This window comes from Bacillus sp. 123MFChir2 (assembly GCF_000383235.1).
In the GTDB taxonomy this organism is placed as follows: Bacteria; Bacillota; Bacilli; order Bacillales; family Bacillaceae_G; genus Bacillus_A.
This window is the reverse complement of the sequence record NZ_KB910972.1, coordinates 12,521-28,481: the sequence shown is the minus strand read 5'-3', so window position 1 is coordinate 28,481 and position 15,961 is coordinate 12,521. Positions and strand designations below refer to the sequence as shown.

At 36.8% G+C, this 15,961-nt stretch carries 13 protein-coding genes, 1 pseudogene, 2 riboswitches and 1 other annotated feature; of the genes and pseudogenes, 12 read left to right on the top strand and 2 right to left on the bottom strand.

All coding sequences use genetic code 11. The annotated features are described in order from the left end of the window. Window positions 1-539: 539 nt before the first annotated feature. Window positions 540-626, top strand: a riboswitch (cyclic di-GMP riboswitch). A gap of 523 nt (window positions 627-1,149) precedes the next feature. From H280_RS23980 to H280_RS0119230, 10 genes and pseudogenes are all read left to right on the top strand, one after another. After that, window positions 1,150-1,848 (top strand): annotated as a pseudogene (locus tag H280_RS23980) (hemolysin family protein); the annotation flags it as partial. Between the two features lie 826 nt (window positions 1,849-2,674). After that, window positions 2,675-2,777: riboswitch (TPP riboswitch) on the top strand. A gap of 303 nt (window positions 2,778-3,080) precedes the next feature. Next, window positions 3,081-3,401, top strand: a complete 321-nt coding sequence (locus H280_RS0119275) for an MTH1187 family thiamine-binding protein (RefSeq protein ID WP_020062770.1) — start codon at window positions 3,081-3,083, stop codon at window positions 3,399-3,401. Then, window positions 3,379-4,149 (top strand): ABC transporter permease, encoded by a 771-nt coding sequence (locus tag H280_RS0119270; protein WP_020062769.1) that lies wholly within the window; start codon window positions 3,379-3,381, stop codon window positions 4,147-4,149. The genes H280_RS0119275 and H280_RS0119270 overlap by 23 nt, the downstream gene beginning before the upstream one ends. Then, on the top strand, window positions 4,146-5,138 hold the full coding sequence (locus H280_RS0119265) for an ABC transporter substrate-binding protein (protein WP_020062768.1): 993 nt from the start codon (window positions 4,146-4,148) through the stop codon (window positions 5,136-5,138). Before H280_RS0119270 ends, H280_RS0119265 begins: the two co-directional genes overlap by 4 nt. Continuing rightward, the gene (locus H280_RS0119260; RefSeq protein WP_020062767.1) at window positions 5,135-5,884 is read left to right on the top strand and encodes an ABC transporter ATP-binding protein; all 750 of its coding nucleotides are present in this window, start codon (window positions 5,135-5,137) and stop codon (window positions 5,882-5,884) included. The genes H280_RS0119265 and H280_RS0119260 overlap by 4 nt, the downstream gene beginning before the upstream one ends. Window positions 5,885-6,469: 585 nt before the next feature. Next, on the top strand, window positions 6,470-7,999 hold the full coding sequence (locus H280_RS0119255; protein WP_020062766.1) for a DnaJ family domain-containing protein: 1,530 nt from the start codon (window positions 6,470-6,472) through the stop codon (window positions 7,997-7,999). Window positions 8,000-8,199: 200 nt separating this feature from the next. Beyond that, window positions 8,200-8,424 (top strand): hypothetical protein, encoded by a 225-nt coding sequence (locus tag H280_RS0119250; protein WP_020062765.1) that lies wholly within the window; start codon window positions 8,200-8,202, stop codon window positions 8,422-8,424. Window positions 8,425-8,772: 348 nt separating this feature from the next. Next, window positions 8,773-8,916, top strand: coding sequence for a hypothetical protein (locus H280_RS0119240; protein ID WP_020062763.1), 144 nt, complete (start codon window positions 8,773-8,775; stop codon window positions 8,914-8,916). A gap of 80 nt (window positions 8,917-8,996) precedes the next feature. Beyond that, the gene (locus H280_RS0119235) at window positions 8,997-9,581 is read left to right on the top strand and encodes a TetR/AcrR family transcriptional regulator (protein ID WP_020062762.1); all 585 of its coding nucleotides are present in this window, start codon (window positions 8,997-8,999) and stop codon (window positions 9,579-9,581) included. Window positions 9,582-9,647: 66 nt separating this feature from the next. After that, complete coding sequence (locus tag H280_RS0119230; RefSeq protein WP_020062761.1) at window positions 9,648-10,844, top strand: MFS transporter; 1,197 nt, start codon at window positions 9,648-9,650, stop codon at window positions 10,842-10,844. Window positions 10,845-10,886: 42 nt separating this feature from the next. Here H280_RS0119230 and H280_RS0119225 read toward each other — a convergent pair whose 3' ends face one another. Together H280_RS0119225 and H280_RS0119220 are read right to left on the bottom strand one after the other, a co-directional pair. Beyond that, entirely contained in the window at window positions 10,887-12,173 is a 1,287-nt protein-coding gene (locus H280_RS0119225; protein WP_020062760.1) for an MFS transporter, read from the bottom strand. A gap of 96 nt (window positions 12,174-12,269) precedes the next feature. Next, the gene (locus H280_RS0119220) at window positions 12,270-13,583 is read right to left on the bottom strand and encodes an alkaline phosphatase family protein (protein ID WP_020062759.1); all 1,314 of its coding nucleotides are present in this window, start codon (window positions 13,581-13,583) and stop codon (window positions 12,270-12,272) included. 295 nt (window positions 13,584-13,878) lie between these two features. On the opposite strand from H280_RS0119220, the gene H280_RS0119215 reads away from it, so the two are divergent. After that, on the top strand, window positions 13,879-14,154 hold the full coding sequence (locus tag H280_RS0119215) for a YesK-like family protein (RefSeq protein ID WP_020062758.1): 276 nt from the start codon (window positions 13,879-13,881) through the stop codon (window positions 14,152-14,154). A 104-nt stretch (window positions 14,155-14,258) separates the two neighbouring features. Beyond that, window positions 14,259-14,463: a binding site (T-box leader), on the top strand. Between the two features lie 44 nt (window positions 14,464-14,507). Next, window positions 14,508-15,935 carry a proline--tRNA ligase gene (gene proS / locus H280_RS0119210; protein ID WP_028411308.1) on the top strand — a complete coding sequence of 476 codons (1,428 nt, stop codon included), beginning with the start codon at window positions 14,508-14,510 and terminating at the stop codon, window positions 15,933-15,935. Window positions 15,936-15,961: the final 26 nt, after the last annotated feature.

Genomic DNA, 15,961 nt, shown 5'->3' with positions numbered 1-15,961 from the left:
TTTAATCAGTGGGGGTTTTCTTCATCCCCCACTGATTATTAGCCCTCACCAATCGGGCTTTTACGGACAGTTTATCTCCCACCTAACTTCTTAAGAAAAGCGGGAGCCGCTAGAGCTAGACAATGCTTTCGCTGAAATTTGAGGTGGGAGTTTTACTGTCCGTTAATACGGGATAAATAGACTTTTCTTTTTTGGGGAAGACCAGATCATTTTGTCGCACATAGAAACGGTCAATTCTTTTCTTAGCACATGCGATGCTTAAAATAAAATCGCTCATATTGTATTCTGCATAGCAGCGACTTCTATGCAGAAAAATTTAAATGGATATATAGAAAATAAATATGTAAAATTAGCTTTGTTTTCATTATATAATACATTAAAAACGTGATTTACTCTGTTTGTTAACATTATGTTACAAGAGGTTTTTTTGAAGTTTTATATTTATATGTGTAAATAAGTGGACAAAATGATTTAAATGTTGTAATCTGTGGACAGAGAATTATTTAATTCTCATAAAACTCCCATATCGTTCAACTCGTTCTCGAGAAAGGCAAACTTGTGGAAACGCAAGGTCGCAAAGCTATAGGAGCTAAGGTCAAATATGACTATGCTAGCCAGTTACCGGACTGATAGGGTTGGTTTAGGCCGATGTTTTTATAACATTGGTCCTTTTTTTTTGTAAAGATATGAATCGAAAAGATAAGCTACTATCAGCAACAAATGGGATAGCAGCGTGATTCTGATAAAGTGCAAGTGGTGATTAAAAATAAAAACCTGTCGTTTTGACAGGTTTTTATTTTTAGGAAGGAATTTGTATTCTGTGTCGTATATGAAAAAATTTGTGCTATGAAACTAGATGCATAATTGTTTAAAAAGGATTATTCCCTTTTGGGGAATATAAATAAGGAGTTTTTTATGTATATCTCTGATGTGAAAATTTTGAATTACAGAGGCTTTTTAGGGTCTGGGGTAATTTTCAGAAAAAATAATTTAATGTTTGACGTGGCTTTATGTTACATGATAGCATGTAGATAATTTAACCAAGGCGGTGGAACATTATTAGAATCAGATGTTGACTCGGATAGGTGTCTGAACTACCTCAATTTTCTCATAGTACCTCTAATAATTATGCGAATTTAAGTTATATACAATAATATTTTTGAATTTGATAATCGTATTGCTAAAGAAATTATGGTCCCTCGAACGGAAATTATAGGGCTACATGTAGATAATTCTTTAGCAGATCATATAAAAATAATTCGTCATGAAAAGTACACACGTTATCTTGTATTTGGAGAAGACAAAGATGAAATTATTGGAATGGTGAATGTGAAAGATTTCTTTATTCGTTACATGAATAAAGAAACTAAAGAATCCGATTCGATCCACTCGTATACACGTCCAGTAATAGAAGCGATTGAAAGCATTCCAATACATGATCTTTTGCTGCAAATGCAAAAGAAGCGTATTCCATTGGCTGTATTATATGATGAATATGGAGGTACAGCTGGTATTGTAACCATTGAGGATATTCTAGAAGAAATTGTAGGAGAAATCCGTGATGAATATGACGAAGATGAACGTCCGCCCATTCAGCAAATAAATGAACAGCATTTCGTAGTAGAAGGTAAGGTACTCATTAGTGAATTAAACGATTTGCTAGGATTACATATGAATGATGAAGATGTTGACACGATTGGTGGTTGGATTATGATGCAGAATTATGATATCCAAGAAGGACAGACAATAAAAAGTGAAGAATATGAATTTAAGATTCTTTCTAAAGACGCCCATCAAATCAAAAGTGTCGAAATAAAAAAAGAAATTGAGCAAGCAGCAACTGTATAGTTGTTGCTTTTTATATGTCTTTTTAACTATATAGGGGTCACTAGACATTTCCATTAACTTAAAAAATTGGTGTGCTTCAAAATCCTAGCTTGATGGGTATAGGGTAGTGCTAGCGAAACGCGGTAAAGCATGTCAATACAAATATTGTAAATTAATACAACCAAAAACAGAGAACAACTATAAATCTTTGCTATAGTGTGATATACTTTCTGATACCTTGAATGGAGTAGTTTTTCGGTATCGCTCGGCAAAATAAAAAACCGATATCAGTTGATAGGGGGTTGTTTTCCAGAGTACACCCGGCTAACACAATAAACTGGACACATATTTTCAAGGGAAAAGGGCGATTCCAAAAGGAATATGCCCTTTTTGTGTTACCTATTTGAGTACTAATTGGGAGCTCGCTCCATCACCATCAACCTAAGAAAAGCAAATATCCCAAAATGAGAAAATGGAGTGAAACTTCCATTTTGGAGATACTCCAAACTATTAGCTTGATAGCGATGGGATGTACCCCTAAACCTATTAAAAAGAACACATCCCAACTATCTTTGGTAAAGAATTGTTTTTTTATGAAATAACCAACTTTTATAACAGCAAGACCTAATACAATCATCATGAATGGAAGTTCAGTCAAGACGTAATAATTGAATAGGTATTTCATGCAAAATTAAGAGATATTAAGACATCCATTCCCATACAAATTTCACCCCCCTACATCAATTGTTGAGTACAATTCCCTGTATGAAGAGTACCTAGAAATAGTATTTACAGGAAAAAAATAAATTTGTTTGTTCATAAAAATAATACGTGCTACAATGAAAACGAATTGAAACAGGGGAGCCTATGTGGCTGAGAGGATGTAACAATACATCGACCCTTAACCTGATCTGGATAATGCCAGCGTAGGGAGTTGTATCAAGAATCGTAGTAATTGTTATTCTATGATAACTTGTATATAAGGCTTTCCTGCTTTTGGCAGGAAAGCCTTTTTTGTATGAAATTTATGTAACTACTCATTTTTTAGCATATAGATTGCTGACATGAAAAAACAAATGACAATGCACCTCGCAATCTTTCTTTGTTTTAAAACGTAGCGCGTGGCAGGAAAAGGCCCTGACCGCATCTATACATGGCCAGTCCCTCTCACACCTATAAAAAATGCTTTCCTGTCTTTTTTATAAGGCAACTGAGTAGCTACGAAATTTATTTAATATAAGGAGGAATTTAGTATGTCACAGCAAGTTACAGTTTCATTTTCTGTTGTACCACAAGCAAAGCATAAAGATGTGTATGCGGTTGTAGATAAAGCAATTGAGGTTGTTCAGCAATCAGGTGTGCGCTATGAAGTTGGCGCGATGGAAACGACGATGGAAGGGGAATTAGATGAGCTTCTCGACATTATTAAACGTGCGCAGCAAGCTTGCATAGATGACGGGGCAGAAGAAGTCATTACTTCTATTAAAATTCACTATCGTCCAAGCACAGGCGTAACAATTGATGAAAAAGTGTGGAAGTATCGTGAAGATCATGAAAAAACAGAAGAAATCTAACATAGCGATTACAACAATTTGGCTGTTCCTTCTCATCGCAATATGGGAAGGGGCTGTTTCGGTATTCCATATTGAACCGTGGATTTTGCCAAAGCCTTCTGCAATTGTACATGAACTGATAGAAATGAAAGATTTATTACTTCCCAATACGGTGCAGACTTTGCAAGAAGTTTTCATAGGATTATTTTTTGCCATCGTACTTGGAACGAGTATTGCGATTATTATGGATGTAATTCCATTATTCCGTGTGTTAATTAATCCATTATTAGTGATTTCACAAACCGTTCCAATTGTTGTACTCGCACCTTTATTTATTATTTGGTTTGGCTACGGAATGCTGCCAAAAGTAATGGTTGTTATTCTTGTATGCTTCTTTCCGATTACACTTAGTATTTTAGAAGGTTTTCAAACGGTAGACAAAGCGATGCTAAAGCTACTGCAAACAATGCGGGCAAGCAAGTGGCAAGTTTATCAAAAGGTGAAGTTTCCAGCAGTACTGCCATACTTTTTTTCAGGATTAAAAATTGCCGTTACATATAGCGTAATGGGGGCCATTATTGGAGAATGGCTTGGGGCAAGTGAAGGATTAGGTGTTATGCTGACAAGAGCGACGAAATCTTTTTTAACAGCTCGTGTGTTTGGAATCGCTGCTGTTATTGCCTTTGTAACGCTACTCTTGTATTTTATAGTTGAATTTATGGCAAGACTAACAGCACCATGGGTTTACAGAAAGGATGGAGAGAAATGAAAAAAGGGTTAAAAGCGTTATTAGCAGCTACGTTATTATTTACATTTGCAGGCTGCTCAGCAGGAAAAAAAGAAGAGAGTAAAGAGCAGAAAGTAAAAGTAGTATTGGATTGGTTTCCAAATACAAACCATAGTGGTTTATATGTAGCAAAGACGAAAGACTATTATAAAAAACAAGGGCTAGACGTAGAAATTATTCAGCCAGGTGAAAATACGTCTGCTGAACAAATGGTTGCATCTGGAAAAGCTGATTTTGGTGTAAGTTATCAAGAGAACGTAACAACAGCTCGTGTGGAAGGTATTCCAGTTGTATCAATTGGTGCGGTTATTCAACATAATACATCTGCATTTGCATCTTTAAAAAAGGATAACATCACATCTCCAAAAGCATTTGAAGGAAAACGATATGGCGGTTGGGGAGCACCAGCTGAAGAAGCTACTTTAAAAACAATTATGGATAAACATCAAGCAGACTATAATAAAGTGCAAAAGGTTGTACTTGGACAAACAGATTTCTTTAAATCTATTGGTCGTGACGCTGATTTCGAATGGATCTACTATGGCTGGGATGGTATTGAAGCAAAGAGAAAAGGTATTGAGCTAAACGCGATTATGCTAAAAGATTTAAATCCAGCGTTAGATTATTATAGCCCTGTTATTATTACTAGTGAAAAACATACAAAACAGGATAAAGACTTTGTGAAAAAGTTTATGAAAGCAACAACAGATGGCTATAACTTTGCGATTAAGGAGCCGCAAGCATCAGCGGACATTTTAATTAAAAATGTACCAGACATTAATAAAGAGTTAGTACAAGAAAGCCAAAAATGGTTAAGTACGAAATACCAAGATGATGCGAAAGCGTGGGGAGTACAGAAGGAAGAAGTATGGACGAATTATATGAATTTCTTATATGACAATAAAGTCATTAAAAAGAAAATTGATGTGAAAGCGGCCTTTACGAACGAATTCCTTCCGAGTGAAAAATGAACGGACTACAAGTAAAAGACGTTACGAAAACATTTGATGGGAAAACAGTGCTAGAGCATATGAATGTCTCGGTTCAAGAAGGTGAATTTGTTTCGTTTGTTGGACCAAGCGGGTGCGGAAAAAGTACGTTATTAAACATTATTGCTGGCATTGAACAAGCAAATGATGGAGATGTACTTTACGAAGACCAATCCGTTATGAATCGTGATATTGTGAGCTATATGCCGCAGCAAGATCTCCTGCTTCCGTGGCGTTCGGCTCTTCATAATATCGTATTACCGTTAGAAATTGAAGGGCAACCAAAAAGAAAACGATTAGACATTGGTATGGAAGCATTAAAGCAATTTGGACTTGATGAATATGCAGATCATTACCCAGATGCTTTATCAGGTGGAATGCGGCAGCGTGTTAGCTTCTTACGTACGTATTTATGTGATAAACCAATTATGTTGCTTGATGAACCCTTTGGAAAATTAGATGCATTTACAAAAATGGAAGTGCATAGCTGGTTACTAGAGTCATGGAAAAAAGGGCAACAAACGATCATTATGGTTACGCATGACTTAGACGAAGCGATTTTGTTATCAGATCGTGTTTTCATTCTGTCACAGCAACCATCAACAATTGTCGGAGAAGTGAAAGTGAACTTGCCGCGCCCAAGAACGATGGACATGTTAACGTCAGAAGAGTTAAAAGAAGATAAAACAGCGATATTAAAAATATTGGCTCCTTATATGAGGAAATAAAATATTGCCCCTTAACGGTTTTTGATACAATTACTGTTAAGGGGTTTTTTATTATATAAATTTATTTTGATGTTTCGACATATAAGTCGCTGCTATGTAGAAAAAAGGGAGTCCGCTACTTTCTTTCTCTTTTTGTTTAAAAACATTGCATGTGGCAGAAAAAGGGCTCTGACCGCTTCTATACATAGCCAGATGCTCTCGTCCATTTAAAAAGAAAGGGGTTTTTATGGATTCTAAGCAGGAATTTTAACAAATTTGCAGAATGTAGCATATAATAGAATAAATGTATGATTTTAGTTTATTCTATACACAAATAATAATTTCTAAAGAGGTGAAAGGATAAGATGACTTTATCAACTGTTCTTCAAATGGTTTTGGCTTGATAAGGGAGTAGTCTGCCCAATTTTTGAGTAAAAGCCAACCGAAAGACAGTAGATAAAGAACCTTATTCCTTTTTTGCGATAATAATTTGTAATGGATGAGGTGTGTTTGCCTTATCCATTTTTGCGTTTAGTGAATTGAATATTGTTTTTTGTACTGTTCTCTCGTTTGGCTTTCAATATGAAGCGAAAAGGAGAGAGTAACATGAGTATGTTATCAGTTGAAAATCTTACCCATATGTATGGGGATAAAATAATCTTTCAAAATATTGGCTTTCGATTACTGCGAGGTGAGCATGTTGGTCTTGTAGGGAGCAACGGAGCGGGTAAATCAACGTTACTACGTATATTAGCTGGAGAGTTACTTCCTGATGAGGGGACGATTGAGTGGTTTCCTCATATGAAGATCGGTTTTTTACAGCAACATATCGATTTACAGGTTGGCACAACAATTATGAAGTATTTACAAAGTGCTTTTGCTCACTTGTATGATATCGAGAGTAGGATGCTGCAAATCGCAGAGAAAATGGCAACAGGTGATAACCTGGAACAATTGTTAGTGCAATACGGAGAATTACAAAGTGTATTAGAGCATTCTGATTTTTATCATATTGAGGAAAAAATTGAAATGATCGCTGCGGGATTAGGAATTTTAGAACTCGGTATGGATCGTGATGTGGAACAACTAAGCGGTGGCCAACGAACAAAACTGTTATTAGGAAAATTATTATTAGAAGAGCCGCATGTTTTATTACTAGATGAACCAACAAACTATCTTGATAGCGTGCATATTGAATGGCTTATGGGGTATTTGAGAAATTACGAACATGCTTATATTGTCGTTTCTCATGATGAAAGGTTTTTAAATGAAATTACGAATGTCATTTATCATTTAGAACATAAAGGACTGAAACGCTATATTGGTAATTATCAAACATTCCTAACAAACTATGAGCAACATAAACAGCAATTACAAGTAGCGTATGATAAGCAGCAAAAAGAAGTGGAACGACTAAAGAGTTTTATTCAAAAGAATAAAGTTTGTAAAGCGAAACAAGCAAAAAGCCGTGAGAAGGTATTAGCAAAAATCAATCAAATCGGAAAGCTAACTTCTGCGTTGCAACCGCGTTTTATGTTTCAGGTACATTTGGATCCTGTTAGCCGAATTTTAGAGACGAAAAATATGCAGATTGGTTATAAAGAGCCTTTATTCAGTCCAATTGATTTACAAATAAAGCGCGGTGAAAAAATTGCGATCGTCGGTTATAACGGGATTGGGAAAACAACAATGTTAAAAACATTGCTTGGGTATTTGCAGCCTTTAAGCGGAACGGTGCAAATAGGAGAGCGAGTAAACCCGGCTTATTTTGCACAAGAAGAATTTGCCACGGAGCAAACACCGCTTGAGGAAGTATGGTCACTGCGGCCGGATATGACGCAAAAACAAATTCGGCAAGCGCTGAAAGATGGTGAATTTGAAGACCTGCCAGGAAAAGGGGGGCCTCTTGAATTAGAGGATCTATCAATGATCCCTGAAGAAATGCATCTGCAAAAAGAGATGTTAAAAATTGAAGATTTACTGGCGTGTTGCCATGATGAGGAAGAGAGACGGGGATTACAAGAGGAATTAACGGCAAAATCACTTCGTTTTCAACAATTGATCGAAAGCCGAAAATTAAAAGAAACAGCTTCATTTGGTTTATACCGCGATAAAATATTTCGAAAAATTTTATAAGGAAGTTTATATGATTTTGAAGTAAATAAGAGATAAAAATCGCTATTTATACTATTTATTCGAAATTTATCCTAATTTAAGCAAAAATGTAATTTTATTAGAGGATATGGAGTAAGTTTTGGCGAAATATATAGTTGTAATTGCTTTCCCTGAAAAATATAAATCACACTCTAGTTGAAGAGTGAAAGGGGGATTTTAGAATGGAAATGGTAGTAGGCGTTATATTTTTTGCTTTACTAGTTGCAATTATTGTAAAAGTAAATGGATCGAGTGGGAGAAAAAGGGGACGAAGCCGATACAATTCCGATTCAACGGATAGCTATAGTGCACCAATATTTTTTGCAGGATCTAGTGACAGCTCGGGAGATTGCGGAAGTTCTTTTGGCGGAGATGGTGGCAGCTGTGGCGGCGGTGGTGGAGATTGATATAGAAATGCGCCGAAAAGGCGCATTTTTTTATTGTTTTGGAATTTAAACAAACGTTTGATTAGTTGGGGCAAAGCCTTGGGAAATGTATTAAACAAACGTTTGATTAATGGAAGTAACAAAAAACCTTTCTTTTTAGTCGAGGGCGTGAGCGAATGGCCATGCATAGGTGCAGTCAGGGCCTTTTTTCTGCCACGTGCGATGGTTAAAACAAAGGGAGAAAGAGAGTAGGGGCCATGTTGTGTTTTGCGTGGCAGCGACTTATATATTCGAAAAACAAAGTATAGTTATATAGATAAACATCTGATTCATGAGGAATTTAATAAAGAGATAAAGAGGGAATAGAGAATGGAAAAAAAGCCGAAAGTAAAAAACAAAGGGAAAATGATTGCATTTGCTGTAGTAGCAGGTGGTGTTATTCTATTTAAGATTGCGTTAAAGGTAGGGAAAGTGTACGCAATTCATAATTGGATTGATAAGATGTTTTCATAAAATAAGGAAACTGCCTCTTGCAAGGAAGAGGCAGTTTTTGTTAAAATTAGACTGAACGGTCGGTATAGTGAGGTGCAGTCATGAGAAAAAGTGCTGAAGAAATTAAAAGAGAAATTGCGTATAAAGCAGAAGAATTATTTTCAAAAACAGGGTATGCAGCAACATCGATGGAAGACATTTGTGAAGTTACTGAGCGGAGTAAGGGCAGTATTTACTATCACTTTAAAAGTAAAGAAGAATTGTTTTTATTTGTAGTGAAGCAGCATACGTACGATTGGTTGGAAAAGTGGGCCGAAAAAGAAAAACAGTATCGTACAAGTACGGAAAAGCTATATGGCCTTGCGGAATATTATGTGGAAGATGTCCAAAACCCAATTTCTAGTACAATTGAAGAATTTCTAACGAGTCAAGTTGTAAGGAAAGATATAATGGATGAAATGATCGCCTTAACTCGTGAAACGTATAGCATTTTCAGGAAGCTAGTTGAAGAAGGGATGGCATCAGGTGAATTTTGCCAAGACGATGTAAATGATCTTATGTACGTTGTGAACGGTCTGTTAGCTGGGCTTGGACCATTATATTATGAAATGAATGCAGAAGAAATGAAACGGATTTATAAAAAGGCAATTGATGTTTTATTACAGGGAATGGCAGCTGGATCGTAATATCGGCAGCTTTTCTTTTAAAGAAATTTAGACTGAACGGTCGGTTTATTAAAGGGGGAGATATTGATGAATGCTCTATTAAAGAATCGAGTGTTTTTGCTCGTAATCGCTTCGGATATTTTACAGCAATTTGGGATTTGGATCCGAAATATGGCGCTTTTGTTTTTTGTTATGGAACAGACAAATAATGATCCTATTGCTGTTTCTATATTGTCTGTCATGGAATATGCTCCTATATTTATCTTTTCATTTATTGGAGGTGCCTTGGCTGATCGGTGGAATCCAAATCGTACGATGATTACAGGGGATATATTAAGTGCACTATCTATCGTTATGATTGTTTTCTTATTAAAGCTTGGATATTGGCAAGCATTATTTGCGGCAACATTTGTGTCAGCGGTCGTCAGCCAATTTTCACAGCCAGCAACTTCGCGTGTTTTTAAACGTCATGTTGAAGAGGAACATGTGAGTGCAGCTATTGCTATATCTCAAAGTTTACAAGCATTGTTCCTGATCTTTGGTCCAGTTGTAGGAACATTCGTATATACGCAGCTCGGTTTATTTGCATCACTCTACAGCTTAATCATTATTTTTGCTTTATCAGCTCTTTGTCTTTCATTTCTGCCACGGTGGATGAAAGAAGTAGAGACGCGGCAATCTTCATTATGGAATGATATAAAAGAAGGTTGGTTGTATGTGTTACGTTTGAATCCCCTGCGAATGTTGGCTATTGCTTTTTCGATTATTGGCTTAGCAGCAGGTTTAGTACAACCGCTTGAAATCTTTCTTGTTGTGGAGCGATTAGGGATGGAGAAAGAGGCTGTCCAATATTTAACTGCAGCTGATGGCATTGGGATGTTAATTGGGGGCGGTGTGGCAGCTATGGTGGCTACAAAAGTAAAGCAGAAACATCTACTTGTTTTTGGAATGCTTGTTTTAGCAGTTTCATTTGTTGTAGAAGGATTTTCGACTTCGTTTTGGATTACAGTATGCATGCGGTTTATAACAGGAGTTTGTTTAGCTTGTGTAAACATCGTAGTCGGAACGTTTATGATTCAACTTGTAGATGAGAACATGATTGGCCGGGTAAATGGAACGGTATTACCACTATTCATGAGCACGCTGCTAATCGGTGTGTCGCTAGGAGGCGTATTGAAGGAGACAACATCGCTCGTAATCGTATTTAGCATAGCCGCGGTATTAGGTTTAGCGGCTATTTTACCGGTACTTCGAATGAAAATGACACAAAAACAAGAAGGGTAAGTGGTAAAAACGCTCTCCCATATAAATCGGGAGAGCGCTCGATTATAATGTTTTCAGATTTTGAGAAGATTCTGTTATAGAAGCCGAAGCTCCCTCTGGTACACGTGTTAACAGAAATCCTCCTATGATAAATAGTACGATAATACTTAACACACCAGCGTTTGTTTTACCGGTTAACTGCGTTGTGACACCGACGAGAACCGGGCCCATAATGGCTGCGAATTTACCAAATATGTTATAAAATCCAAAGAATTCGTTTGCGGATTCTTTCGGAATAAGCTTTGCAAAATAGGAGCGGCTTAACGCTTGAATACCACCTTGTGAAGTAGCAACGAGCATTGCCAAAATCCAGAAGTCTAACGTTGTTTTTAGGAAATAAGCGTACGTACAAATAATAATATACATAATAACTCCAACATATAGCATTTTCTTGCCGGTAAATGTTTCAGATAACTTGCCATATAACAAGGCAAACGGACCGGCAACGATCTGCGTGACGAATAAAATAATTATTAAACTTGTTGCGCTAATACCAAGGTCTGTTCCATATGCTGTTGACATTGTAATGATCGTGTCGACTCCATCAATATAAAAGAAATAGGCAAGGAGAAAGAAGAAAACTGTTCGGTATTGACGGATATTTTTAAATGTATGAATAAGACGCTTAAAGCTTGTCACAACAGGACTTGGATCACGTTCGATAAAATAGCGTTGTTCCACATTTTTTAACATAGGGATTGTAAAGAGTCCCCACCAAAGCGCTGTAATTGCGAATGAAATTTGGCTTGCGATGCCGACTGATAACGGGATGATACTTTTTTGTGAAAGAATAATAAGAGCCATGCAGCCGATAAATGGAATCGTGCTCCCAATATAGCCAAGGGCAAAGCCGCGTGTTGAAATACGGTTCATTCGTTCCTCTGTCGTTACATCTATTAAAAATGCATCGTAAAAAATATTGGCTCCTGCAAATCCAATTAAAGCGAGCATGTAACAGCAAAGTAAGAGCATCCACTGCGAAGTTGGTACGACTGCCAACATACTTGTAAAAATAATGCCTAATAGGAAAAAGAATGTGAAGAATCGTTTCTTAAATCCTTTATAATCAGCAATTGTGCCAAGAATTGGAGCGAGTATAGACACCATAAGTGTTGCAAAGGAATTGGCATACCCCCAATATGCAGTTGATGTTGTGCCTGCAAGACCAGCTTCTTTAGCAGCTGCTTTAAAGTAGATTGGAAATATAGCAGTTGTAATAACGAGTGAATATACTGAGTTTGCCCAGTCATATAATATCCAGCTTTTTTCTTGCCTGGACATTTTTTTCATAAACGTTCCTCCTCTAACTAATGTAATGTTATTGTACAGAAATACGTAAGTAAAAAAGAGAAACTGATTAAATATTTACATGGAGTTTACAAAACTTTACAATTCTAATAAATCATCTATAACCTTTCCGTCTGTTTCACCAAGATGTAATCCAAGCAATCTCGCAATTGTAGGACCTTCATCAATTAGTCGCATGTGCGGAATAATCGCGCCTTGACGAATTCCTTTACCGGCTGCCATAAAAATCGTTTCATAATTTGGCTTTGACGGGGAATAGCCGTGGGTACCAAACGTATACTTTTTATTAGAAGTCACATCTTCTCTTGTAATCTCTCTTATAAGGTCTCCAGTATGATTCTCTAAAAAGTAATAGCCTTCTCGCGCCTCTAGCATAAAGAGGCAATTTCCATCGGCACCTAAATCTTTTGCTTCCTCATCGGTTAATAGAAATTCTATGCCGTTTTGTTCATCTTGTATGAGTTCTTGTAGTAAACGGTGTAAACTTCCAATGGTTTCTGTATCATTTTTATCTTTTACGTATATATATGCTGAGCCGTCACAGCTTTGACAATACGCTTTCCAATTTGTTACCTCTCCTTTTTGATTCACAGTAAGGAACCCCTGTTCACGCAATAAGACATTTAATTGGATCGCCTTATTTTCATCTAAGGCGCTATGATCTCCAAGCGCTATGATCGTCGCCCTGTCATACATACCGCTTTCGCGAAGTGCATCAACAATTGCACCGAGACGTTTATCATGGCGCTGAATCGCTGCGACTGTTTCCTCAGATGAAAATCCATGATAATGGCGCTGCGAGTCTAAGTCAGTGAAATGAACAAACATAAGATTTGGCTTTTTCGTTTGAATCGTGTGTACTGCAGAAGCGAGTACAAAATCATCTAGTTCTGGTTGTGACAAACCATTCCGAATATGACCAAAACGCCGATTTAACTCTAGCTGATACAATGGACTCCCGCTAAATAAGGAGACGAGTATTTGATTTTGCCATGGACGATTTGGAAAAATTTCTGGCATGTTGTAGTCGATTTTTGCTCTTCCTGTTACAGGCCATAGAAGTGCAGCTGTTTTTAAGTTTGCTTTTTGTGCTTCATCATAAAGGGTTGTTCCTTGAATCGAGCGGCGGTACCAGTGCCAGTCCGGTGATTCCTTCCCAGGTTGCAGCAGTGTATTGTTAACAACCCCATGCTTTGCAGGATAATTTCCTGTCACAATTGTTGTATGACTCGGATATGTAACTGATGGATAAATACCTTCAACTTTTTCAGCGTATGCACCACGTTTTAGTAAAGAACGGAAGTGAGGAAGGTTTTGTAATATAGGAAAATCTAAAGCTGATAAACAATCAAAAGATAAAATAATTACATGTTTTGTTGCAGGCTTGTTCATAGAATAATACCTCCAAAAGTTCTACAACCTATTTATATATATTACTATTAATACTTGGTTATAAAAACTACTACCAAAAAGAATTTTTTTTTTAGAATTTTTAGATTTATAAAGTGAAACTTTAATCAGTGGGGGTTTTCTTCATCCCCCACTGATTATTAGCCCTCACCAATCGGGCTTTTACGGGCAGTTTATCTCCCACCTAACTTCTTTGCTTTCGCCAAATTTTGAGGTGGGAGTATTACTGCCCGTTAATGCGGGATAAACGTATAATACAATTAAAGGAGTGAAAAGAATGGAATTTTTTCTAATAAGTAGCATAATCACAATGGTTCTTGTTTTTTTGATTTCGTTCATATTGCGCAAAAGTTTTCCAAATCGTTCGTTTGATATTACGTTCGGACTTATTGTGATTATTATTTGCTTGGTTAGTTTTTTCTTTACGTTATTTTTTCTTGATGGATGGGAAGGTATGGGATATGGCTTCCTCTGTTTTTTTGTATTAATTGGAACAACTGTTGGGATGTTACTTCATCAAATCGTGAAATTTTTCCGAAAGAAAGATATGTAATACGAGTATAAAACAAAATAAACTGAAAAGAATATATAAAAATCAAAAAATTCCCTATTGCGTTATTATGGGGTGTGTATTATGATAATCAACAAATTTATATTGTTACGACGATGAAAAAGGACTAGTACATGTTCAATCTTTTTGCAGAGAGAGAATCCAGTGGCTGAGAGATTCTTAAAAGACAATATGGAACCTACCTTTGAGTTCTGCATATGCAGCGGAATATTTCCGATATCAACCAAGAGAGCATATACATGTTGTATATGAATCAGGGTGGTAACGCCGGCAAAAAGCTCGGTCCCTATTTTAGGGATGCGGGCTTTTTTTATTTTGAGAAGGAGGAAAAGAAAATGAAAAAAGAACAAGTACAAGCCATTACAAAAATGGAAGAAGATTTCGCGCAGTGGTATACGGATATCGTAAAAAAAGCTGAGCTTGTTGACTATTCAAGTGTAAAAGGATGTATGATTTTACGCCCGTATGGGTACGCCCTTTGGGAAAACATTCAAAAAGTAATGGATGAAAAGTTAAAAGAAACAGATCATGAAAATGTATATATGCCAATGTTTATTCCAGAAAGTTTACTTCAAAAAGAGAAGGACCATGTAGAAGGTTTTGCGCCAGAAGTAGCGTGGGTAACGCACGGCGGAGATGAGGAATTAGCTGAGCGTCTTTGTATTCGTCCGACATCAGAAACGTTATTCTGTGAGCATTTCTCAAAAATTGTACAATCGTACAATGATTTACCAAAGTTATATAATCAATGGTGCTCTGTTGTCCGTTGGGAAAAAACAACACGTCCATTCTTACGCACAACTGAATTTTTATGGCAAGAAGGTCATACAATTCATGAGACAGCAGAAGAGTCACAGCAAGAAACGCTTAACATTTTAAATATATATGCGTCGTTTTGTGAGGAGTATTTAGCGATTCCAGTTATAAAAGGACAAAAGACGGAAAAAGAGAAATTTGCCGGGGCAAAAGCGACTTATACAATTGAAAGCTTAATGCATGATGGTAAAGCATTGCAAACGGGCACGTCGCATAATTTTGGTACGAACTTCACAGAAGCATTTGATATTAAGTTTCTAGATCGAAATGGGAAGTGGCAATATGCCCACCAAACATCTTGGGGCGTATCAACGAGAATGATCGGCGGACTTATTATGGTGCATAGTGATAATAATGGTCTTGTATTACCACCAAAGATTGCGCCAACGCAAGTGATGATTGTACCAATTGCTCAGCATAAAGAAGGTGTGTTAGAAAAAGCAGCTGAACTTCAAGCACGTATTCAAAAAGTTGCGCGCGTGAAAATGGATGCAAGCAACAAAACACCAGGCTGGAAGTTTAATGAATATGAGATGAAGGGGGTACCAATTCGCTTAGAAGTAGGGCCGAAAGATATTGAAAAAAATCAAGTTGTCCTTGTACGTCGTGATACGAAAGAAAAGGAATTTGTATCTATAAACGAATTAGAAGAACGTATTGCAACATTACTTGAGGATATTCATCAGTCTTTATTTGAAAAAGCAAAAGCGCTGCGTGAAGAAAAAACATATACAGCTATTACTTTTGAAGAGATGAAGCAAGCAGCAGAAAAGCAAGGGTTCATTAAAGCGATGTGGTGTGGAAGTCTTGAGTGTGAAGAAACGTTAAAAGAAGAAGTAGGCGTTACATCACGTTGTATGCCATTTGAACAAGAGGAATTAGCTAAGCATTGTGTGTGCTGTGAGAAAGAGGCAAAACATATGGTGTATTGGGGTAAGGCGTATTAAAGAATTAACGAAAAGGAGCTGACATT